The organism is Kosakonia arachidis (assembly GCF_900116535.1).
Lineage (GTDB): Bacteria > Pseudomonadota > Gammaproteobacteria > Enterobacterales > Enterobacteriaceae > Kosakonia > Kosakonia arachidis.
Map to the genome: position 1 here is coordinate 252349 of NZ_FPAU01000002.1, position 23051 is coordinate 275399.

20 protein-coding genes are annotated in these 23051 nt (G+C 54.0%); 5 read left to right on the plus strand and 15 right to left on the minus strand.

Annotated features, from left to right (window positions below):
* Nucleotides 1–88: 88 nt before the first annotated feature.
* The 9 genes from recC to rppH form a co-directional block, all read right to left on the minus strand.
* Nucleotides 89–3460: an exodeoxyribonuclease V subunit gamma gene (gene recC, locus BM427_RS09310; protein ID WP_090121074.1), complete on the minus strand. Its 3372-nt coding sequence runs from the start codon at nt 3458–3460 to the stop codon at nt 89–91.
* Nucleotides 3461–3472: 12 nt separating this feature from the next.
* Nucleotides 3473–3796, minus strand: a complete 324-nt coding sequence (locus tag BM427_RS09315; RefSeq protein WP_090121075.1) for a prepilin-type N-terminal cleavage/methylation domain-containing protein — start codon at nt 3794–3796, stop codon at nt 3473–3475.
* The gene (locus BM427_RS09320) at nt 3781–4188 is read right to left on the minus strand and encodes a DUF2509 family protein (protein WP_090121077.1); all 408 of its coding nucleotides are present in this window, start codon (nt 4186–4188) and stop codon (nt 3781–3783) included. Before BM427_RS09320 ends, BM427_RS09315 begins: the two co-directional genes overlap by 16 nt.
* Nucleotides 4185–4748, minus strand: coding sequence for a prepilin peptidase-dependent protein (locus BM427_RS09325; RefSeq protein WP_090121079.1), 564 nt, complete (start codon nt 4746–4748; stop codon nt 4185–4187). Before BM427_RS09325 ends, BM427_RS09320 begins: the two co-directional genes overlap by 4 nt.
* Nucleotides 4742–5203, minus strand: a complete 462-nt coding sequence (locus BM427_RS09330; protein ID WP_090121081.1) for a prepilin peptidase-dependent protein — start codon at nt 5201–5203, stop codon at nt 4742–4744. Before BM427_RS09330 ends, BM427_RS09325 begins: the two co-directional genes overlap by 7 nt.
* A gap of 184 nt (nt 5204–5387) precedes the next feature.
* Entirely contained in the window at nt 5388–6182 is a 795-nt protein-coding gene (gene thyA / locus BM427_RS09340; RefSeq protein WP_090121085.1) for a thymidylate synthase, read from the minus strand.
* 6 nt (nt 6183–6188) lie between these two features.
* Nucleotides 6189–7064 (minus strand): prolipoprotein diacylglyceryl transferase, encoded by an 876-nt coding sequence (gene lgt, locus BM427_RS09345; RefSeq protein WP_090121086.1) that lies wholly within the window; start codon nt 7062–7064, stop codon nt 6189–6191.
* 186 nt (nt 7065–7250) lie between these two features.
* On the minus strand, nt 7251–9497 hold the full coding sequence (gene ptsP, locus BM427_RS09350; protein WP_090121087.1) for a phosphoenolpyruvate--protein phosphotransferase: 2247 nt from the start codon (nt 9495–9497) through the stop codon (nt 7251–7253).
* Nucleotides 9498–9509: 12 nt separating this feature from the next.
* Nucleotides 9510–10040, minus strand: coding sequence for an RNA pyrophosphohydrolase (gene rppH / locus BM427_RS09355; RefSeq protein WP_090121088.1), 531 nt, complete (start codon nt 10038–10040; stop codon nt 9510–9512).
* 681 nt (nt 10041–10721) lie between these two features.
* Here rppH and mutH point away from each other — a divergent pair.
* The 4 genes from mutH (at nt 10722) to BM427_RS09375 (ending at nt 13730) form a co-directional block, all read left to right on the plus strand.
* Nucleotides 10722–11417 carry a DNA mismatch repair endonuclease MutH gene (gene mutH, locus BM427_RS09360; RefSeq protein ID WP_090121089.1) on the plus strand — a complete coding sequence of 232 codons (696 nt, stop codon included), beginning with the start codon at nt 10722–10724 and terminating at the stop codon, nt 11415–11417.
* A 63-nt stretch (nt 11418–11480) separates the two neighbouring features.
* Nucleotides 11481–12194 (plus strand): TerC family protein, encoded by a 714-nt coding sequence (locus BM427_RS09365; RefSeq protein WP_090121091.1) that lies wholly within the window; start codon nt 11481–11483, stop codon nt 12192–12194.
* Between the two features lie 147 nt (nt 12195–12341).
* A complete protein-coding gene (gene ygdR / locus BM427_RS09370; protein ID WP_090121092.1) occupies nt 12342–12560 on the plus strand; it encodes a lipoprotein YgdR in 219 nt (72 codons plus the stop codon).
* A gap of 129 nt (nt 12561–12689) precedes the next feature.
* Nucleotides 12690–13730, plus strand: a complete 1041-nt coding sequence (locus BM427_RS09375; RefSeq protein WP_090121094.1) for an NADP(H)-dependent aldo-keto reductase — start codon at nt 12690–12692, stop codon at nt 13728–13730.
* Between the two features lie 2 nt (nt 13731–13732).
* Here the strand turns inward: BM427_RS09375 and lplT are convergent, their stop codons facing one another.
* The gene (gene lplT / locus BM427_RS09380) at nt 13733–14923 is read right to left on the minus strand and encodes a lysophospholipid transporter LplT (protein WP_090121095.1); all 1191 of its coding nucleotides are present in this window, start codon (nt 14921–14923) and stop codon (nt 13733–13735) included.
* A complete protein-coding gene (aas, locus tag BM427_RS09385) occupies nt 14916–17075 on the minus strand; it encodes a bifunctional acyl-ACP--phospholipid O-acyltransferase/long-chain-fatty-acid--ACP ligase (RefSeq protein ID WP_090121097.1) in 2160 nt (719 codons plus the stop codon). The genes lplT and aas overlap by 8 nt, the downstream gene beginning before the upstream one ends.
* Nucleotides 17076–17679: 604 nt before the next feature.
* Between aas and galR the strand changes: the two genes are divergently transcribed.
* Complete coding sequence (galR, locus tag BM427_RS09390; RefSeq protein ID WP_090121098.1) at nt 17680–18687, plus strand: HTH-type transcriptional regulator GalR; 1008 nt, start codon at nt 17680–17682, stop codon at nt 18685–18687.
* 84 nt (nt 18688–18771) lie between these two features.
* On the opposite strand, the gene BM427_RS09395 is transcribed toward galR, so the two are convergent.
* The 4 genes from BM427_RS09395 to BM427_RS09410 are packed head-to-tail and all read right to left on the minus strand — an operon-like array spanning nt 18772 to nt 22786.
* Nucleotides 18772–19221, minus strand: coding sequence for a GNAT family N-acetyltransferase (locus BM427_RS09395; RefSeq protein ID WP_090121100.1), 450 nt, complete (start codon nt 19219–19221; stop codon nt 18772–18774).
* Nucleotides 19218–19991: a GntR family transcriptional regulator gene (locus tag BM427_RS09400; RefSeq protein WP_090121101.1), complete on the minus strand. Its 774-nt coding sequence runs from the start codon at nt 19989–19991 to the stop codon at nt 19218–19220. The genes BM427_RS09395 and BM427_RS09400 overlap by 4 nt, the downstream gene beginning before the upstream one ends.
* A gap of 31 nt (nt 19992–20022) precedes the next feature.
* Nucleotides 20023–21450 carry a glycoside hydrolase family 1 protein gene (locus BM427_RS09405; RefSeq protein ID WP_090121721.1) on the minus strand — a complete coding sequence of 476 codons (1428 nt, stop codon included), beginning with the start codon at nt 21448–21450 and terminating at the stop codon, nt 20023–20025.
* Between the two features lie 7 nt (nt 21451–21457).
* A complete protein-coding gene (locus tag BM427_RS09410; protein ID WP_090121103.1) occupies nt 21458–22786 on the minus strand; it encodes a PTS sugar transporter subunit IIC in 1329 nt (442 codons plus the stop codon).
* Nucleotides 22787–23051 lie beyond the last annotated feature (265 nt).

The window sequence follows — 23051 nt, forward strand, 5'->3', positions numbered from 1 at the left end:
CGCTGGCTTTGCCAGCACTCTTGTTATATCAGTCCATGACGGTCGCGCATAATAATGAATGCTTACGGATTGCGCAATTTTTATACTGTCAGTCGGACTGATTATGTCGATAAAGCGGTAACAGGAAACGGCGAGCCTGTTCGGTGATTTCAGCGTAACACTCTGGCTCAAGGGTACGCCACAACCGCTGATACCATATATCTTCACCTTCACCACGAACCATCATATTGCCCTCCCAGGCTTGCAAAAATTTGCTTTGCGCTTTCTGTAGCGTTTCCTCGTCCATTAACATGGCATCATTTGCGGCGTCATAACAGGCTTTTATCCACGCGCCGCCGCTTTCCGGCACTAATAATAGCGGTTTCGTCATCCCTTCCCGGTAACCGTCGATCATCAGCGCCAGAGAATCCATTGCCTGCTCAGGCTTCAGAGGCGGGAATCGCCACTCGCCTTCTTTGCGCACAAACAACCGGCTTTCACCAGTGCCACCGCTGGCACAGTAGACAAGATGCTCAAGCCAAAGTTGTAGCCCCTGAGAAACGCTCAATAAAGAGGGGCGCCAGCGTAACAGGCCATCCGGTTGCACACGTGACAACCAGCCCGTTAAATGAACACCCGCACAGTGAAGATCGATCTCCTGGCTTACGGCAGGCTGACGTTGCTCAATGACGCGACCGGCAAGTTCCTGCATTTCCTGGCACTGTGTTTCCCAGATGATTTCGCCAAAGGCGCCATACGGTAGCAGGCCCGCAGCGCGATAACGGCGGAATAATTTATCGTCGTCCTGCTGCTCGACTAATGTGTTGAGCAGTTCAAGATTCAACTGGTACCGGTCTAAACCGTCAAGGATAAACGGCTCGGCATCAGGGATTTCACTCTCTTCCGGACGGAAATTAACCCGTAAACGTATCTGGAAAAAAGCCCTAACCGGATGCGCCCAGAAGCGTTGAAGCTGATCGAAGGAGAGCGTCTCCAGGGGCTGACTTTCCAGCGTCTGGATAAACGGTGAATGCGCTTCACCCTGCGAACTCGCCGCAGGCAGCCATTCACGGGCATAGCTCTGCCACTCGTCGGTAGTAAAATTCGCCGGATCGAACGGCATACGGGTATGTAAATGCGTGATATGCGCTTTCACCCGGCGCTCGCTGTCATCGCAGTTCAGCGCTTCGTCCCCCGCCAGACAGTGGCTTTGCCCAATGTAATCGACCAGTTCCTGTACCAGTACGGAAGGGAAACGTTCTTTGTTATCCTGGATAGAACGGCCGATATAGCTGATATAGAGTTGCTGCTGCGCCGAAATCAGCGCCTCCAGGAAGAGATAGCGGTCGTCGTCGCGTCGGCTACGATCGCCGCGCTGCGGCTTCTGGCTCATCAGATCAAACCCCAGCGGCGGGAGCGTGCGCGGGTAAACACCGTCATTCATGCCTAACAGGCAAACCACCTTAAAGGGAATGGAACGCATCGGCATCAGGGTACAGATATTAACCGGGCCGGCGAGAAAGCGCTGGCTGATACGCGCCTGATCGAGGCGCTGTGACAGCTCATCACGGAGTAAAGAGAGCGGGATCGCTTCGCCATACTTCGCACCGACGCCCTGAGCAATGATCGCCTGCCACTCCTGCTCGATCAGCGCCAGCGCCGCTTCGGTATCCTGATCGGGCAGGAAAAAGTCATTGAGCATATCGCGGCAAACCGGCAACCACTCCTCCAGCGGACGCGCTTCGGAAAGCCCGCGACGCCAGATATTCAGTTGCATCAGTAGCGTTGCCAGATGCCCTACCAGTTCAGCAATCAGACCACTCGACTCATCGTACGGCAACACGGATTGCCACTCGCCCTGGCGGCTCTCCATCGCATAGCCAATGAGCATACGCGTGAGACCAAACTGCCAGGTGTGCTGCCCGGTCGGCGGCAACTCCAGCTCGCGCACGTTGTCATCATCCATGCCCCAGCGAATACCGGACTCATTAACCCACTGTCGCAGGTAACGCAACCCCTCCTCATTAATGTTAAAACGTGCCGCCAGCACCGGAACATCCAGCAGCGCCAGCACATCTTCAGAAACAAAGCGGCTGTCCGGCAGCGATAGCAGGCTAATAAAAGCCTGCAGAGCCGGATGCGCCTGCCGGGCACGGCGGTCGGAAATGGCATAGGGAAGATAGCGCTCGCCGCTGGCACTGCCGAAAACGGCCTGAATGTAGGGGCTATAACTGTCAATATCCGCCACCATCACCACAATATCGCGCGGCGTTAGTTCCGGATCGGCTTCCAGCATCGCCAGTAAACGATCGTGCAGGATCTCCACTTCACGCTGCGGGCTATGGCAGATATGCACCGTCACGCTGCGATCGTCAGGTGCGAGCGTTCGCTTTTTGTCGCTGTGGGCAAACTCTTTTGCAGTCACACCCGCCACGGCGCTGTTTTGCAACTCCAGAATGTCGTACTTCAGGTTTTGCAGCAGGGAACCGGGCGTGATATCGACAAAAGCATCCAGTTCCTCATAACGATCCATGCCTGCCAGCAGAAAAATGTTATCGCGCCCCAGTTTTCCCCACGAGGCCAGCAGCGGGTTTCCTACATCCTGTTCACCGTCATCGTTAAACAGCCCACTTGCGTTTTGCGTATCGCGAAACAACGGAAACTGACGATCCTCGCGGTGATGGCGGCGCTGGCGGGTAACCAGCTTTGCCAGGAATGCGGGATCTTTGATATCGCCCCAGTAGTAACGGCAGGGATTGGTAAACAGCAGATGAACATCAATGTGCTTACCCAGCGCCTGTAGTGCCTGCAAATAGACTGGCGGCAGTGCAGAAATACCACAGATGAAGACACGGGACGGCAGACCTGCAGGCGGCGTCTGTGCCGATTCGAGTGTATTGATAAAACGTTGATAGAGATTGGCGCGGTGCCAGTGAGGCTGGTCAAGTGCAGCGGTATGTTCCACCAAAGCACGCCAGAGCGGAGCCTGCCACTGTTGCGCCTCACCCAGCCCATCAACGGTTTCGCCCGCTTCCCAGCGGGTCAGCCATTCTGGACGATAGACAAGGTACTGGTCGTAAAGATCCGCCACGCGCGACGAAAGCTGAAACAGTTTGCGTTTGTCATCATCGTCATTCAGGTAGTGACGCAGCATGGCGAACTCTTCGCGCTCCAGCATCTCCGGCAGCAGCGACATTAGCTTCCAGCTCATGCTCTGCTTGCTAAAAGCGCTCTCTTTCGGAATGTCATCGAGCACGCTGACAAACATGTCCCAGATAAAACTCGCCGGGAGCGGAAAAGTGATGTTGGCAGCAATGCCAAACTTTTGTGCCAGCGTCATCTGAAGCCATTGCGCCATGCCGGTGCTTTGCACCAGAACCACTTCCGGTTCAAAGGGATCGTCAAGCCTGTCTCGCTCAACAATAAACTCCATCAATGCTTCCAGCACATCCAGGCGATTGGAGTGGTAAACCCTTAACATAAGCGCTCCTGACTACTGACTGTTCGGGCAAAATAATCGCGTCATCTGCCCCTGCCTGCCCACTGGCGAGGTGATGGTGACGTTGATGCTGACACATCCCTCTGCCGTTGTCTGCCCCCGCTTTACCTGCCAGCCGGGAGGCAAAGGTGGCGCGTCGGGTTGCGCCTGTTGCCATGCATATCGCCATAACTGACGCCACTGGCTGGCGGACCAGAACCCTGACGCCAGCGCCCGATGATAACCGCCCAGAGCGGTAACCACCATCACCATCAGCAGCATCGCCAGCAGTACCTCAGTCAGGCTGAACCCCCGTTGCTTATTCAGGGAAGCTGACATAGCGCCACCTCCTTTAGCGGACAAAAATCACTCCAGCCATGCGGCAGTAAGCGGATATTACTACCGCTTACTGCCGCCAGATGCCACAGAGCATCCTCTTCGTTCGCAACGATCAGCAGCGCGGACTTATCGCTGAAAATGCGTAGGCAACTGCGCCAGTCCGCTCCAGCAGGTTGCCGGCACTGCAACATGGGTTGTGATGGCCATACCTGATGTTGCGCCCACGCCATTGCCGAGTGGATTTCAGCAATATTGCGTAATCCGTGGATCTCCCGATTCACACGCCATAAATGGCTGGAAAGCTGCTGACTCAGGCCATTCAGCATCAGGCTTCCGAGCAGCAGTAGCAGTAATACCAGCGCCAGCGATGACATTCCCCTTTGACGATTCATAAGTTATATCCGGTGATGTCCAGCACCGCGTTCACTGTCGTTCCGGCATCGCTGGGAAGAGAGGCGGCGAGCGCAACAGTAAGTTGCGGGGCATATCCTGGCGTCTGGCGCATAGTCACGTTAAACCGCGAGACGAACATCTGTGCGGGATCGGTCGTTTTTTCCCAGCCCCGTCCGGTACAGGACGTTGCGCCACGCAATGTCTCCAGTGCACCATTTTGCAGGCGAAACCCCGTTTGCTCCGGTTCACTGCTCGCAGAAGATTCCCAGCGTCCGTTGCTGTTGGCATCCCACTGCATTATCACGCACTCACCGCTACTGCTGATAACCAGTGGCTGGCCAGTGCAGTTGCCATTACAGTAGCCCGCCCGCTGTAACTGTTTAGCTACCGCCCAGAGCCGTTGCCAGAGATCGTCTTCCAGCGTCTGGAGACGAGTCTGCTGCAAAACGGCAGCTTGCAGCGCCGGTAAAAAGCGGGCTGAAGCCAGCAGCAATATGCTACCGATAGCCATTGCCAGTACAGTTTCCAGCAGTGAAAAACCCTGTTGACGGTTCAACATTGCGTGTCCTTTACATCCTGACACATTCTGATGCGCCCCCAGGCTGAAACCACGATCCGCCATTCTCCGGCACTGCTACGCACGCGAATATGACCGGGCCATGCGGTGTTGCGCAAACCAAAGAAACCGAGCGATGGCGTCACCTCCAGGAGCGTCACCTCAGGCCAGCCAGGCATAACGGCGAGTGGACCAGGCGTGGCGCAGCCCGCTGAGGGCGTATTGAGCAAGCACCAGACTTCACCTTCTCGAACCGAATAAACCCGTTGCACCTGGTTATGCCAGTTAGCCTCCTCGCGTAACCGCTCCAGAAAGTGGCGAACTTGTAGAGCGGTCTGCCATAACCGTTGTTGCGCCTGCCAGTGCTGCCAGCCCGAAAGCCCCATGCCGCTCAGGATCGCGATCAACGCAACGGCAATAAGCATTTCAATCAGGGTAAAACCCGCTTCGTTTTTCATGACGGCAGTGTGCAAGCGGTGGATGCTCAGGTCGAGGCGGGAAAGGGGAAATTACGCGGCGTGACGCGAGAAAAAAGTGCGTTTGCAGTGGCTTGCACAGCGGTTTCGAACAACGCCGAAAAACCGTTTTTTGATGAAAAAAAACCGGCGCATGACTGCACCGGTTGTGTCATGTTCAGCCAGGTCAGACAGCGACCGGCGCTTTAATTGCCGGGTGCGGATCGTAACCTTCAATGTCGAAATCTTCGAAGCGGTAATCAAATAGCGACTCTGGCTTACGTTTGATCACCAGTTTCGGCAGAGCGCGGGGTTCGCGGCTTAGCTGCAGATGCGTCTGCTCAAGATGGTTACTGTAGAGGTGCGTATCGCCTCCCGTCCAGACAAAGTCGCCCGGCTCCAGATCGCACTGCTGCGCCATCATATGCACCAGCAGCGCATAGCTGGCGATATTGAACGGCAGCCCAAGAAACACATCGCAGGAACGCTGGTAGAGTTGGCAGGAGAGCTTGCCGTCCGCCACATAGAACTGGAAGAACGCATGGCAAGGTGCCAGCGCCATTTTATCCAGTTCGCCGACGTTCCAGGCCGAAACGATAATGCGGCGGGAGTCCGGATCGTTTTTCAACTGGTTGATAACTGTTGAAATCTGATCGATATGGCGGCCATCCGGTGTTGGCCACGCGCGCCACTGTTTACCGTAAACCGGGCCGAGATCGCCCTGCTCGTTGGCCCATTCATCCCAGATGGTGACGTTGTTTTCACGCAGATAAGCGATATTGGTATCGCCCTGCAGGAACCACAGCAGCTCATGGATAATTGAACGCAAATGGCAGCGCTTGGTGGTCACCAGCGGGAAGCCGTCCTGCAGATTAAAACGCATCTGATGGCCAAAAATAGACAGCGTGCCTGTCCCGGTGCGGTCGTTTTTCGGGGTGCCTTCGGTCAGCACCTTTTGCATCAATTCTAAATACTGTTTCATGGTTCCTCAGGAAACGTGTTGCGGCGAACGATGACGGTACGCCCAAAACATCATAATAGCGCCTGCGACAATCATTGGAATGGAGAGGATCTGCCCCATGCTGATGTACTGTACCCATTCGCCGGTAAACTGCGCGTCGGGCTGGCGGAAAAATTCGACAATGATACGGAACGCGCCGTAACCAATCAGGAACAAGCCGGAGACCGCGCCAGTCGGGCGTGGTTTGCGAATAAACAGGTTAAGGATGATAAACAGAACAACCCCTTCCAGCGCCAGTTCATAGAGCTGTGACATATGGCGCGGCAGCACGCCGTAGGTATCAAAGATCGGCTTCCATTCCGGATGCGCTGGCAGCAACGCGATATCTTCTGCACGCGAGCCAGGGAACAACATAGTAAACGGGAATGAGGGATCAACGCGGCCCCATAATTCACCATTGATAAAGTTGCCCAGACGGCCGGCACCCAGACCAAACGGGATCAGTGGTGCAATAAAATCAGAGACCTGGAAGAAGCTGCGTTTAGTACGACGCGCGAATATCACCATCACAACAATGACGCCAATCAGACCGCCGTGGAAGGACATGCCGCCATCCCATACGCGGAACAGATAGAGCGGATCAGCAAGGAATAGCGGAAAATTATAGAACAACACGTAGCCGAGGCGGCCACCCAAAAAGACCCCCAGGAAACCTGCATACAGCAGATTTTCCACTTCGTTCTTCGTCCATCCGCTGCCCGGACGGTTCGCCCGACGCGTAGCCAGCCACATTGCAAAAACGAATCCTACGAGGTACATCAACCCGTACCAGTGCAGGGAGACGGGACCAATCGAAAAAATCACCGGATCAAAATCGGGAAAACGCAGATAGCCACTGTTCATCTGTCACCACAACTTGTTGTTCTTCCGCCGAAAGTGGACAGCGGTTTACATACGCGGCCGCAGTTGGCGGCCGCTCCAAAGGGGCGAATCATAGCATAAGGGGGAAGCATGAGTTGCGCCGAAGTTGTAAAAGATATGTATCGTCAAACAGCCACGCACTTATTTTACATCTGAATAACCAGATGCTTAAATCCCACCGCGGATCAGGCCGCCCAGGCCGCGCCGCTCCATAAAAGCGGCAATCTGATGGCGAACTTCAGCGGTTAGCTGCGCCTCAAGCGCGCGATTTGCCAACACCCGCGCCTCTTCAGCATCAATGCGCCGCAGCAAATATTTGATGCGCGCGACCGAACGCCCGTTCATCGACAGATGGCGATAACCAAGGCCTATCAGCACGGCGACACACATCGGATCCCCGGCCATTTCACCGCACAGGCAAAGATCGATGCCTAAGCGTTCGGCCTCAGTTGACACCATCGACAGCGCACGCAGCACTGCCGGATGCAGGCTGTCATACATTGTCGCTACACGGGTATTATTGCGATCCACCGCCAGAATATACTGCGTCAGATCGTTGGTGCCGATGGAGATAAAATCAACGCGGCTTGCCAGATGTGACAACATAAACACCAGTGAGGGCACTTCCAGCATCACGCCAATACGCGGGCGTGGAATGGCGTAGCCGATCATCTCTTCGACTTCGCGTCCGGCACGTTCAATGAGCCGTTTGGCCTCATCCACCTCGTCAATGCTGGTGATCATCGGCAACAGAATACTAAGGTTACCGGTCGCCGCATTAGCGCGCATCATAGCGCGCACCTGCACGAGGAAAATTTCTGGCTGATCGAGCGTAATACGAATGCCTCGCCAGCCAAGACAGGGGTTTTCCTCACTGATGGGCAGATAGGGCAATTGTTTATCGGCGCCAATATCCAGCGTACGCAGCGTCACCGGCTTGTCGTTGAACATTTGCAGCATACCCTGATACTGCGCCACCTGTTCCTCTTCCGACGGAAAGCCGCTTTGCAGCATAAAGGGAATTTCAGTACGGTACAGCCCGATACCGTCAATACGGCTACCGAGTTTCTCTTCATGCTCCGGGCTTAAGCCAGCATTGAGCATCACTTTCACCCGCTCGCCGCTTTTAAGCTGCGCCGCCAGATTAACATCATCTTCGGCGAGACGGCTGAGCTCATTCTCCTCAGTAATAAGACGCTGGTATTCCTGTAGTAGAACCGGCTCCGGATCCACCAGCAATTCGCCACGATAACCATCGACAATCAGCGTGCGGCGATGCAGCGCAGAGGGCTGAATATCCGCGCCCATCACCGTAGGAATGCCGAGCGCACGTACCATAATCGCGGCATGGGAATTGGATGCACCGTCGCGCACCACCACACCAACCAGCCGATCGTGAGGTAATTCTGCGAGCGTTGTCGCCGAAAGCTCATCGGCGACCAGCACAAAACGCGCCGGCCAGGTATTCGGCCCCTGAATATTGTCATCAAGATGGAACAACAGACGCTGACCGAGAGTCCGCAGATCGCCAGCGCGTTCTTTCAGATAACCATCGCTGAGCGCGGCAAACTGTTCGGCGAAACTTTCAATCACCGTTTTCACCGCCCATTCGGCCACCACGCCTCTGTCCACTTCTTCGAACAGCTCACGGCGCAAACGCGCATCGGAGAGCAGGTGGGAATAGAGATCGAAAATTGCTGCCGTCTCTTTTTGCACACCAGCAGAAAAACGCTTGCTGTAACGACGGAATTCGTTGGCAGCCTCTTCCAGTGCGCTGGTCAGCCTTTCGCGCTCAAGGGCGGTATCCAGCGTCGATGCCGGATAAACTTGCTCCATCAGCGGCAGGGTTTGATCCATCCAGCCTTCCGCAATGGCAACCCCCGGCGAAGCAGGCAGCGCTCGAATACGTGTCTGCCGATACTGGCCAAACAAGGCATTTAATTGTGACTGGGAAAGGATCGCGGCGACCTGGGTTGCCAGTGTGACCAGAAAGGATTCTTCACTTTCATTGTACTGGCGCAACTCACGTTGCTGCACAACCAACACACCAAGCAACTGACGACGCTGAATAATCGGTACGCCGAGAAAAGCGCGAAAACGCTCCTCTTTTACCGCAGGAATATATTTAAAGCTGGGATGTTTCTGCGCATCGGCAAGATTGATGGGTTCTGCCAGCCGACCGACCAGCCCAACGATCCCTTGATCGAATGCGAGCGTCACAGTACGGCCACGCGGCTTTTTTAAGCCGCGCGTCGCCATAAGATAAAAACAGCGCCTGTCGTGATCTGCAAGATAGACCGAGCATACTTCGGTTTCCATCGCCAGACACACGTCGGTAACCAGTATCTCCAGCGCTTCGTTAAGACGCGGCGCGCTGGCAACTTTCTCAACTATTTCTCGCAGTCGGGTGAGCATAATGTGGGTGGCTTAACCTCGTTTACGTCGCCAGGCAGGTGCGTTCTGTGGCTTAGGAGGCGTTTCCTGAAGCGATAACACCGCACTTGCAAACTCTTTCATCACCCGTCGGTAGACATCGCGTTTAAACGAGACTACCTGACGAACAGGATACCAGTAGCTTACCCAACGCCAGCCATCAAACTCAGGGGTGCTACTGGTTTGCATATTGATTTCTGCATCATTACCAATCAACTGCAAAAGAAACCATTTTTGTTTCTGGCCGATACAAACCGGCCTTGTGTCCCAACGCACCAAACGTTTCGGTAACTTATAACGCAACCAGTTACGGGTAGAAGCAAGGATACGAACATCTTTACGACTTAAGCCCACTTCCTCGAACAGTTCCCGGTACATCGCCTGCTCCGGGGTCTCGCCTGGGTTGATTCCCCCTTGGGGAAATTGCCATGAGTGCTGCCCGAAGCGTCTGGCCCACATCACCTGGCCCTGTCGATTACAGATTACGATTCCCACATTTGGGCGGTAGCCATCGTCATCAATCACCGGACTACCTCAAAATAAACCTGAATGACGAGATTGTTTCACACTCCCGGAAAACGGTAAACCACTCTATGACAAGGATACGAACGGATAGCGCTTGAATAACTCACAGTTTGCATAAGAGTTATAAACACCATCCCCCACCTTCGACGGGTTTTATTCACCTTTTCTGTGGATAGAGTTGTGAAAAAGTATGGAATTACCCAGGGAAAACCCGGAACAGTCTGAATAACCTCATTATAAGGTGAAAAAATAATATTCGGTGATTCATTTAGTTAAGTGACTTATCATCGCAATATTGCAGCATAATGTGAGGATGATCACTCATAGGATCCTCCTGCTGATGAAAGATCGAGCAGAGTCGTTTTTATCCACAGATTATGCCAATAAGTTAGGCACATTTTGTGCAGAAATTCGATTTTCATCGTACGTCAAGGCTGTAAATGGAAACAGTAGTGAGTGTTTTCACCAGTTATCCCATTTTTCTGTGGATAACAGGGTGTAAGATCCTGTTCATTGTCAGTGACCAGATTTGGAAAACCTGACAGGTTGTTGCGCAACACATTGCTAAAATCATTAAATTATCTTTTAAATCATTGTGTTGAATAAATTACACTGGAAACGGTAAACTCGCAGACTACGGTGGAAAACTATTGTCTGTTTTTTAATCAAAAGGTTAGTGGCATGCTCACGTTATCTCCCTTCACTTCTCCACCAGAATCCGAGGCCCAGTTACTCGCTCAGGCACAGCGTCTGGCAGGCTATTCGCTTGGCGAACTGGCAGCATTAGTGAGGCTGCCGGTGCCGCGCGATCTGAAGCGGGATAAAGGCTGGATCGGGGTATTACTTGAGCTATGGCTGGGTGCCAGCGCCGGGAGCAAACCCGAGCAGGACTTCGCCGCGCTGGGCGTCGAGTTAAAAACTATTCCCGTGGATAACCAGGGCCGCCCGCTGGAAACCACCTTTGTCTGCGTTGCGCCACTCACCGGGAATAGCGGCGTGGTGTGGGAAACCAGCCATGTCCGGCACAAACTGAAACGCGTGTTATGGATCCCGATTGAGGGGTCTCGCGGGATCCCGGTAGCCGATCGCCGTGTCGGATCGCCGCTGCTCTGGAGCCCTAATGAGGAAGAAGAGCAGCAGTTACGCCAGGACTGGGAAGAGTTGATGGATCTGATTGTGTTGGGTCAGGTCACGCGCATTACCGCCCGTCACGGCGAAGTACTGCAATTACGTCCCAAGGCCGCCAACAGCAAAGCGTTAACGGAGGCGATTGGCGAACATGGGGAACCTATTCTCACGTTGCCTCGCGGTTTCTACCTGAAAAAGAACTTCACCAGCGCCCTGCTGGCTCGCCACTTTTTGCTATCCGGCTATTAATTTTTTGCCACAGATTCGCTGACGCTTATAATTAGCGCTTCTTTTTTTGTAGGACTTTTATTGATGTTATTTGCATGGATCACCGATCCTAACGCCTGGCTTGCGCTCGGTACGCTAACGCTGCTGGAGATCGTGTTAGGGATCGATAATATTATTTTTCTCTCTCTGGTTGTTGCAAAGTTACCTACCGCGCAACGTAATCACGCACGTCGGCTTGGTCTGGCAGCGGCAATGGTGATGCGTCTGTTGCTGCTGGCCTCTATTGCTTGGGTAACAAGACTGACGCATCCGTTATTCACTCTTTTTGATCACAGTGTTTCGGCGCGAGACATGATCCTTTTTCTCGGCGGATTGTTCCTGATCTGGAAAGCGAGCAAAGAGATCCACGAGTCGATCGAAGGTGAAGAGGAAGGGCTGAAAACGAACGTTCACTCTTTTCTTGGCGCTATTGTGCAGATCATGCTGCTGGATATCATTTTCAGTCTCGATTCGGTGATTACTGCAGTGGGTCTCTCCGATCATCTGTTCATTATGATGTCCGCCGTCGTGATCGCTGTTGGCGTGATGATGTTTGCCGCACGTCCGATTGGCGAATTTGTCGATCGTCATCCGTCAGTCAAAATGCTGGCACTGTCGTTTTTGATTCTGGTCGGCTTTACGCTGATCCTCGAAAGCGTTTCAATTCATGTGCCGAAAGGTTACATCTACTTCGCGATGTTCTTCTCTATCGCCGTCGAGTGGCTGAACCTGTTGCGTAACAAGAAAAATCCACTGTAAGTAAAAGGCTTCCCTGGCCGGGGAAGCCTTTTTCATTCTTCTTTATCTGCGCTACACCGCCATTTTCAGAAAATCGCCCTTTTCCATAATGAAACATCACGTTATTACTAAACCAGTGTGTGACGCATGTAATGAGAGGTCTGAGCGATGAAAAAATGGGCGGTGATTATTTCCGCAGTGGGTTTAGCTTTTGCGGTTTCCGGATGCAGCAGCGATTACGTGATGGCAACAAAAGACGGCAGAATGATCCTGACGGATGGTAAGCCGGAGATTGATGATAGTACCGGCCTGGTCAGCTATCGCGATCAGCAAGGCAACAAAATGCAGATTAACCGTGATGATGTCTCCCAGATTATCGAACGCTAAGAAATCCCTTTAAAGGTCAGTGATCTGCTGACCTTTTTGTGAATTTTCCCTTTCCCTTTTGCTTCCCCTCTGCCATGTTTATAGTCCTTTGTCAGGACTACTGACGTTGCATTTTTGAGGAAGCCGGCTATGCAGTATCACCGTATCCCCCACAGTTCGCTGGAAATCAGCACCCTGGGGCTGGGCACAATGACGTTTGGTGAACAAAACAGCGAAGCCGACGCCCATGCACAGCTCGATTACGCCGTCAGCCAGGGAATCAACCTGATTGATGTCGCAGAGATGTACCCAGTTCCGCCACGCCCGGAAACACAGGGTTTAACCGAAACCTATGTCGGCAACTGGCTGGCAAAACGCGGCAACCGCGAAAAGCTGGTTATCGCCTCCAAAGTCAGCGGTCCGAGTCGTAACAATGACAGCGGGATCCGTCCGGATCAGGCGCTCGATCGTAAAAATATCCGCAACGCACTGGATGAAAGTTTAAAACGTCTGCAAACCGATTATCTCGATCTCTACCAGGTTCACTGGCCACAGCGCGCCACAAACTGCTTCGGCAAGCTGGGTTATAGCTGGGTAGAAAGCGCGCCGGTCGTGACGCTGCTGGAAACGCTGGAAGCGCTGACTGAGTTTCAGCGTGCGGGCAAAATTCGTTATATCGGCGTCTCTAACGAAACCGCCTTTGGCGTGATGCGCTATTTGCATCTGGCGGAAAAGCATGAGCTGCCGCGCATTGTCACCATCCAGAACCCGTACAGCCTGCTAAACCGCAGCTTTGAAGTGGGACTTGCGGAAGTGAGCCAGTATGAAGGTGTTGAACTGCTGGCATATTCCTGCCTCGCCTTCGGCACGCTGACCGGGAAATACCTCAATGGGGCGAAACCCGAAGGTGCACGCAATACGCTGTTCAGCCGATTTACACGTTACAGCGGCGAGCAGGCGCAAAAAGCGGTGGCGGCCTATGTGGATATTGCGAAGCGGCACAATCTCGATCCGGTGCAGATGGCGCTGGCGTTTGTCCGTCGTCAGCCCTTCGTCGCCAGCACCCTGCTGGGTGCGACGACGATAGAACAGCTGAAAACCAATGTGGAAAGTCTGCATCTGGATCTGAGCCAGGATGTGCTGGCGGAGATTGAAGCTGTGCACCAGGTATATACCTACCCCGCGCCGTAAACTTACTGGCGGCGCTGCCAGAACCATAGCGCCGCTATCGCCAGAGCAAAAATAACGCCAAAGCCGACGCCCGTTCCCACCACCGGCGCACCGACTTTTACCGCCAGCGAGTACAGACCCAGCATCAGCAGCATTGCCATGTTTTCCCCGAGATTCTGCACGGCAATCGCATTGCCCGCCCCGACCGACGCTTTACCGATCGCCTGTAGCAGCGCATTCAGCGGTACGACAAAAAAACCGCCCAGTATGCCGATCAGCATCAGAACGCCATAAGCAGGCAACAAAGCATGTTGTAACGAAAAGAGCACCACCGCGACGCCAATCAAAACCCCCGCAGGCATACAGCGTGCAACAGTTTCCAGCGTGACCAGCTTCGCCGCCAGCCCCGCACCAACTACAATCCCGACCGCCACCATCGCGTTCAGATAGGTCGGTGTGGCGTTGTCAGTAATACCCAGCGCTACCGGCACCCACAGTACCAACAGGAAGCGCAGCGTCACACCCGCGCCCCAGAACAGGCTGGTGCCGACCAGCGAAAAGCGGGTTTCACCGTTGCACCACAAACTTTTGCAGGCGCTAAAGAAGCTGTGCGTCATCGGCGTAAAACGCCAGGACTGCCCCGGCCGCGCAGCGGGCAGCTTCGGGATCAGCAAATTGGCGACGACCGCGCCCGCATAAACCAGCGCACAAACACCCAGTGCAGCAAGTACATGCCAGTCGGCCAGTACGCCGCCCGCCACCGAACCGAGCAGAATGGCGGCAATAGTTGATGACTCCATCAACCCATTGGCTTTAACCAGCTTATCCCCTGAGGTGATCTCGCCGAGGATACCGTATTTCGCCGGAGAGTAAGCCGCCGCGCCGATACCCACCAGTAGATAGCCGACAAACGGATTCACGCCAAAGCAAATGCTCGCGGCGCCCAGCAGTTTTAAGCCGTTCGCTATCATCATGACCCGGCCTTTGGCGAAACTGTCCGCCACCTGGCCGACGAAAGGGGCAAACAGGATGTACGCACCCACAAATACCATTTGCAGGATCGGCTGGCTCCAGTCCGGGTAAAACTCAACCTTCAGCAACGCCAGGGTGGCAAACAGCAGGGCATTGTCGCCAAATGCCGAAAGGAACTGGGCGGCGATCACCGCCATCATTCCGCGCGACCATAGCGAGGCGTTCATCTCAGGTTTAAGCATCTTGGATTTCCGCCTCGTCAACCATCGTTTTGAGCCTGACAAAATCAGGCTTACCGCTGCCCAGTACCGGTAGTTGCTTGCGATAACGAATGTCGCGCGGTACCGCCAGCTCAGGAATACCCTGTGCACGCGCATGCTGCAGAAGTTTGTCGCGCGTCAACGATTCATCGCTCGTAAACATCACCAGCGCTTCACCTTTGTTGGCGTCACTTTTAATCACCGTGGCATGCATTTTCTCCGGCGACACCGCCAGCGCAAGTTGTTCCACCGTCTCCAGTGAGATCATCTCACCAGCAATTTTGGCAAAACGCTTTGCGCGCCCCTGAATTTGCACAAAACCCTGCTCATCAAAACGTACAATATCACCGGTGTCGTACCAGCCAGCTTCCTGCTCGCCATGAATATTCTCCGCTGACGGCGCTTCCAGCACGCCGGGGTTTTCCACCCGCAGATAACCGGTCATCACGTTTGGTCCTTTCAGTTGCAGGCGTCCGCCCTCTTCAATGCCCGGCACCGCCATCACACGCGCATCCATTCCCGGCAGAATACGGCCAACGGTGCCCGGTTTCGCCGCCATCGGCACATTAATCGAAACCACCGGCGCGCATTCGGTCACGCCATAGCCTTCCAGAATGCGCAGACCGAATTTGTCCTGCCACAACTGGCGCGTGCTCTCCTGTAACTTCTCGGCACCCGCCACGACATACCGCAAACGGAAAAAGTCGTAAGGATTGGCGAAACGCGCATAGTTGCCGAGAAAGGTCGAGGTGCCAAACAGCACGGTACAGTTGCGGTCATAGACCAGCTCAGGTACCACGCGATAGTGCAGCGGGCTGGGATAGAGAAACACTTCCGCCCCCGTCATCAGGGGCGTAAACAACCCTACCGTCAGGCCAAACGAGTGGAACAGCGGCAGTGCCGACATAAAGCGGTCGTCAGCGGTAAAGTCAGCGATAGTTTTGATCTGCTCAACGTTAGCCAGAATACTCTTGTGGCTATGCACCACACCTTTCGGGTTACCTTCAGAACCGGAGGTAAAGAGCACCAGCGCCGGATCCTCCGGTTTCTGCGCCACCTGCGCTTTTAATGGTGTCAGCAAATGGCGGAAAATCCATACTTTATCTTCCAGCTTGATATCGCCTTTCAGATCTTCCAGATAGATCCAGCGCACTTGGGTAAGCTGCTCAGGCAGATGCCAGAGCTTGCCTTTATCTATAAAGGTTCGCGAGGTGAAGATGGTTTTGATTTGCGCCGCCGTGATGGCGCTGCTAAGCCCTTTCACCCCAGCGGTATAGTTCATCATTGCCGGAATTCGGCCACGAGCCATCGCACCAAAAATAACCGCCACACTGATGCCTGCGTTGGGCAGCATCAGACCAATTTTCTCCCCTTGCTCGCTGTATTTTTCCAGGATACGCGCAACGAACAGCGTCTTAGTGAGCAGCTTGCGGTAGCTGTCGGGAGTAAAGTTGATGTCTTCGACGCAGGACTTGTTGGCGCCAAAACGGTACTGCGCGGCAAGGAAAGCCTCAAACAGCGTTTCGCGCGGGCGTACGGCCATGCGCGCTTCCATCATGATTTGGTGCAGCATCTCGCCAGCGATTTTGCGGCGATCGCGGGCACGCGGTGCCTCCGGCATCGGCAAGGATGTCGGCGGCAGAATATGCAGCGTAATGCGCGGGAACAGGCGCTGTTTAACCAGCCCTTTCAGGCGGCTGAAATAAGTCAGCTCTGCGCCATCAATACGCAGAGGTATTACCGTTGCGCCTGATTTGGCGGCGACAAACCCCGCGCCGTCATAGATTTTCATCAGTGAACCTGAGAGCGAAATTCTCCCCTCGGGGAAAATAACCACCGGGCGACCCTGCTCGATCAGGCGCACCAGATATTTAATCGACATTGGTTTAGTAGGATCGAGGGGAACAAAGTCAACGATAGAGCGGATCCAGCGCATATACCACTGGCTGCTGATCGAGGAATAAACCGCAAAAACCGGGCGTACAGGCAGAAACAGCGCCAGCAGGATGCCATCAATAAAGGAAACATGGTTAGGGGTAATTAACACACGTTCTCCGTGTAACGCTTCAGTGCTGCCGGTCAACTGCACCCGGAACAAAACGCGAAACAGCCCGCGAAAAAAGCCCAGTAGCATCTCAACTCCTTTTGCCAGTGAAAATTAGTAAGTTTGCAAATTGTGGCAGATTACACGAGAACGGCCGGAGGAGAAATTCAGAGCAAAAAAAAACCTGCGCGTCCGCGCAGGTTGGTGCAAGAAATGAGTACGAAGAGCGTACCGAATAAATCACCAATCAATACCTCTGGGATCTTGATTCTGGCGTTAACGCGGGCATACCGCCAGCGGGAAAAAGCAAGGGAATGAGCCGAAGTGAAACGAGGTATGTCGATTCACTCTGCTTGTTACAACGCGGGCAAAAAAAAACCTGCGCATCTGCGCAGGTTGGTGTAATTCGAGTATGCAACCCGGGGGTTGCGCTCACCTATCAATACCTCTGGGATAACCACTCTGTCATGGGGGAGAACGCGCCACCAGCAGACAATCGAAACAGCTTTGCGCAAAGTGTAACTAAAGGTTTTACCTGTATTAATCGGCAAAACTTTTTTGTGTAACGGTTCCACGGTTTTCCACCGCGTCAGTTCACGTTTGCACACCGACATCGAGTAACTGCCTTGATTAGCCTTCTCTTTTCCGTAACACTATGCAGTGTGTAAACGCTTACCCTTAAGGAAGGTACGCCATGGCGACCATAAAAGATGTAGCACGGCTGGCAGGCGTCTCCGTTGCTACGGTTTCCCGTGTGATTAACGACTCGCCAAAAGCGAGCGAAGCCTCACGGCTGGCGGTGCAGAGTGCAATGGATGCGCTGAATTATCACCCGAACGCCAACGCCCGCGCACTGGCGCAGCAATCGACGGAAACCGTCGGTCTGGTGGTAGGCGATGTTTCAGACCCCTTTTTCGGCGCGATGGTCAAAGCCGTTGAACAAGTCGCTTCCGCTACCGGTAATTTTCTACTGATTGGCAACGGCTACCACAACGAAGAAAAAGAACGCAAAGCCATTGAACAGTTGATCCGCCACCGCTGCGGCGCACTGGTGGTCCACGCCAAAATCATCCCCGATGAAGAACTGGCTTCGCTGATGAAGCAAATCCCAGGCATGGTACTGATCAACCGTATTCTGCCGGGTTTTGAACAGCGCTGCGTGGCACTGGACGACCGCTACGGCGCGTGGCTGGCAACCCGCCACCTGATCCAGCAAGGCCATACGCGCATAGGCTACCTCTGCTCAAACCACGCCATTTCCGATGCGGAAGATCGTTTGCAGGGTTATTACGATGCGCTTAAAGAGAATGGCCTGCCGTGCAATGACCGGCTGGTGACGTTTGCCGAGCCAGATGAAAGCGGCGGCGAACAGGCGATGACCGAACTGTTAGGTCGCGGCAGAAACTTTACCGCCGTCGCCTGTTACAACGATTCCATGGCAGCGGGCGCAATGGGCGTACTGAATGATAATGGCATCAATGTGCCGGGCGAGATTTCGCTGATTGGCTTCGACGATATACTGGTATCGCGCTATGTGCGCCCCCGGCTGACCACCGTTCGTTACCCGATTGTCACCATGGCGACACAGGCCGCCGAGCTGGCGTTGGCACTGGCGGAAAACCGGCCGCTGCCGGAGATAACACATCTGTTTAACCCGACGTTGGTACGCCGCCATTCAGTGATTGCCCCGCAGGAGAGTTAACGCGGTTGTCTTGAGTCTCAGTGTTTGCCGGAAGGCGCTTACGCTTATCCGGCCTGTACACTCTTCTGCGTTTAGCCGAACAAGTCACAGCGCAATGCGATACAAATGCACAAGGGTATTCGGATAATCCAGCCCGTCGCCAATATACTCCCAGCCGTAGCGCTCATAAAAATCGCGGCAGGCAGAATAGAGATGTAACTGGTTAAATCCCATTGCTTTTGCTTGCACCATCACATGCTGCTGTAGTTGCCCGGCCAGCCCCTGCCCACGCGCACTTTCTTTTACATACAGCGCGGCCAGCCACGGAAAGAGATCCTGACGGCTGATCAAATCGCAACGCCATAGCCCCACGGTCGCCAGCAGTTCATCGCCGTCAACCAGAACAAACGTCAGCGGTAACGCGCCCGGCATCTGGCTGTGATCAATAATGCTGGCGAAAAAATTGCGCGGCAGGGAATAGCCAAACTCATGCCACAGCCACTCGATAACCTGCGTCGCAAAGTGTGGCACTTCATAGAGAGGAAGAATTTTCACATCAATTTCCCCTGGAATATGGGAACGGATTCAAACAGATAGCCGTCGAAGTCCGGCGCATCTTCATCAGAGAGTTCCAGCAGACTTTTTTTGACATTTTCCAGATGCTGCCACATCGACTGCCATGCGCCCATCACGTCGCGGCGACGCACCGCTGCCAGCAGCGTTTGCCGGTCACCCAGCCATTTCAGGCGATACGGACGGCTGGCAATATGCACATTAAACTGTTGCCACAGCGGGCTGCTGTCCATCTGGTGCCAGATACTCTCCACCGTTGCCAGCAGCATTTGATTTTGCGAAGCCCCGGCCAGTACCAAATGAAACATCTTGCTGTTGTCCTGGGTAGTGTCATTCAGGGCGATAGCATGCTGCTCCTGTTCGAGAATGCGCCGCAGATTGTCAACATCCGCTCGCGTCGCCATGGTCGCAGCAAAGGCAGCAATATTGCTCTCCAGCAGTTGGCGCGCTTGCAGGATCTCGAACGGGCCAACATCGCTACTGAGAAAGCGCTCCTCCTCGTTTTCATGGGCCTGCGGAATACGCATCACATAGACGCCCGAACCCTGGCGAATATCAACCGTGCCCTGCAATTCGAGCATTAACAGCGCTTCGCGCACAATGGTGCGGCTGACGCCATATTTTTCGGCGATATTGCGCTCCGGCGGCAGGCGGGAGCCAACGGGATAATGCCCCTGGATGATTTGCTCGCGTAAATCCTCGCCAATCTCCTGGTACTGTTTTTTTTCCGGCGGAACGACGGCCTTCTCCACAATATCACCTGCACTTATCAGTTATTGCGCGCTATCTTACTTCATCATCAAGGGTAAGGGTCAACCGGCGCTCATCACTCAGCGAGCGGAACCAGTGCAGCGATTTTTTCGCCCGCCGATCGCGGTTACGTTGCAGATCGATCTCCACCAGCCCATAGCGGTTTTTAAAGGCGTTCATTGGCGAAACATTGTCGGTAAACGCCCACAGCATATAACCGTGGCAGTTCGCGCCCGCTTCCCGCGCTCGCAGCGTCTGATACAGATGCGCGGCGATGAACTCGATGCGGTAATCATCCTCGATGGTTCCTTCGGCATTGCGAAACTGCCCTTCGTTCTCCACGCCCATGCCGCTTTCTGCAACAAACCACGGAATGTTGCCGTACTCGTTTTTGATGCGCATTGCCATGTCATAAATGATCTCAGGCAGGATCTCCCAACCGCGCGATTTGTTCATCTTTCGGCCCGGCAGCTCAAACGGCTCATAGTAATACGCCGGATGGAATGGTGTCTCCGGGTGCCAGGCACGCGACGGCGCTTTCACACGGTGCGGATAGTAAAGATTGATACCCAGTTCATCGACGGTGTTGTCGCGGATGATTGCCAGTTCCTCTGCGCTGTAATCCCACTTAACGTTGTGCTTTTCCAGCAGATCTATCAGCTCCTGCGGATAGTGACCTTTCACCAGCGGATCAAGGAACACGCGGTTATAGAAGAGATCGTAACGCTGTGCCGCCAGCACATCGTGCGGGGCGCTGGAACGCGGGTAAGTCACTTCCGGATTGAGAATGCAACCGACGCTTCCGACGTAGCCCTTCTCGCGAAACAGCTTCACCACTTTTGCCGTCGCCAGGTTTTTGTGGTGATTCCACTGCATCCAGGTGTTGGTGTTCTGCTCATACGGCCAGCGCAGCGCATCAAGGTAGACGCGGGTTTGCACCACAATCGGTTCATTAAAGGTAAACCAGCGCGTGACTTTATGGTGGAAGCGCTCAAGCACTTTCTCAACGTACAGCAGATAGAGTTCGACCACTCTCTTCGATGCCCAGCCCCCATACGTTTCCAGCAGATAACCCGGCAGTTCGTAGTGCTCCAGACAGATCATCGGTGTAATGCCGTGGCGCTGCATCTCATCAAAAAGCTGGTCGTAATAGCTGGCGTAAGTCTCATCCACTACGCCCTGCTCGTAATCAGTGAGAAAGCGTGACCAGTTGATCGAGGTGCGGTAGTGGGTCAGCCCCGCCTGCTTCATCAATTGCACATCTTCACGAAAACGCTGGTAGAAATTAGTGGCCACCGCCGGGCCATAACCTTCATGCCAGACATGGCGATCGTTTTTGTACCAGAGATCGGGCCACGAATCCTGGCCCGCTTTTTTCCCTTCCCAGCCTTCTGTTTGCCAGGCCGAGGCCGCTGCACCCAAAATAAACGACGGCGGAATCGCGATGGTTTTTGTACTCATAGCATCCTCAGGCATTGTTGGCGGCTTGCGCCTGTAATTGTGCCTGTTCCGCACGGCGGGAGGCGATCCTCACAAACGGCAAATAGATAACGACGGCAGTAACAATGCAGATTAACTGGGTAACCACCGCGCCCATCGAACCCGCAGTGGAGAGCCAGGCATTGATCAACGGTGGCGTCGTCCAGGGCACCATCACCACCGCTTTTCCGGCAAAACCGGTTACTGTCGCGAAGTAGCCGATCGAGCCGGTCACCAGCGGAGTAATAATGAACGGGATGGCAAGGATCGGGTTCAGCATGATCGGCATACCGAAGATCACTGGCTCGTTAATATTGAAGATCCCCGGCCCTATCGATAGCTTGGCGATCTCTTTCATCTCTTTGCGTTTTGTGGCGATCATTACCGCAATCAGCAGGCCGATAGTCAGGCCAGAACCACCAATACTCATGTACACATCCCAGAACGGCATGGTGATGATGTTCGGCACCTCTTTACCCTGCTCAAAGGCACTCATATTGACGGTGATCGCCCCCAGCAGCAGCGGCTCACGGATCGGTTTGATCATCTGATTGCCGTGAATACCGATCACCCAGAACAACTGCGCCACAAACATCAGCAGCAGAATGCCGGGCAGGCTTTGTACTACGCGCTCCAGTGGTTGCTGCACCACCTGGTAAACGGCGTCATACAGATACATGCCGGTCACCTGATGGAAGACGAAACCGAAAGTGGCGATCAGCGTGGTGGTAATGATCGCCGGGATCAGCGCCGAGAACGAAGCGGAAACGTTCGGCGGCACGGTATCCGGCATTTTGATCTTCAGGCCCTCGCGATTTTCAAGCCAACAGTAAACCTCCACCGACAAAATGGCGATAAACATGCCGAGGAACAGACTGCGGGTATCGGAGAACTGGCGCAGCAGCACATCTTTCACTACGTGCATCTGGCCATCCACCAGCATCTCGACAGTGGTGGGCGTCACGCAGATAAAGCAGATCACCGCCAGCAGGCCGGGAAACAGCGACTTGATGCCGTTAATGCGCCCCAGTTCAATGCCAATTAAGAACACCGCGCCAATATTGAGAAAGTTCAGCGTGGCATAGTTAAGGGCACTGGTAATCGGTTTTAGCGCGGCAAGAAACGACAGCGCCTGGAAGCTGGCAAGACCATTTTTCGGATCCAGTACCATATTGGAAATCAACACCGAAAACGCGCCGACAATAATGACCGGCATCAGCGTAATAAACGAAGACTTGATCGCCATGATATAGCGATAGCTGTTGAACTTAGTGGCGAAACTACCCAGAGAATCGATGAGTTTTTCTTGTAGGGCCATAGGGTCACACCTCTGTTAAGGGGGCTTTTTTATCGGTACAGGTATATAGCCGGATTCCATTTGGCATACCAAAAATAGCCACAGCGTCGAAAAAGTTCTGTGACCCGGCTCGCAAGCCCTCTTCTGGTATTCCAAAACGAAGCGATTGCCAACATTGGCATACCACATTAGTTTTTTCAGGGATATTTCTGTACTTAAGCCAAACCAGCCCACAGTGCCTTAACCCACGAAATGAGTGTGTTAAACTGCCCCTCATTAATGCGGA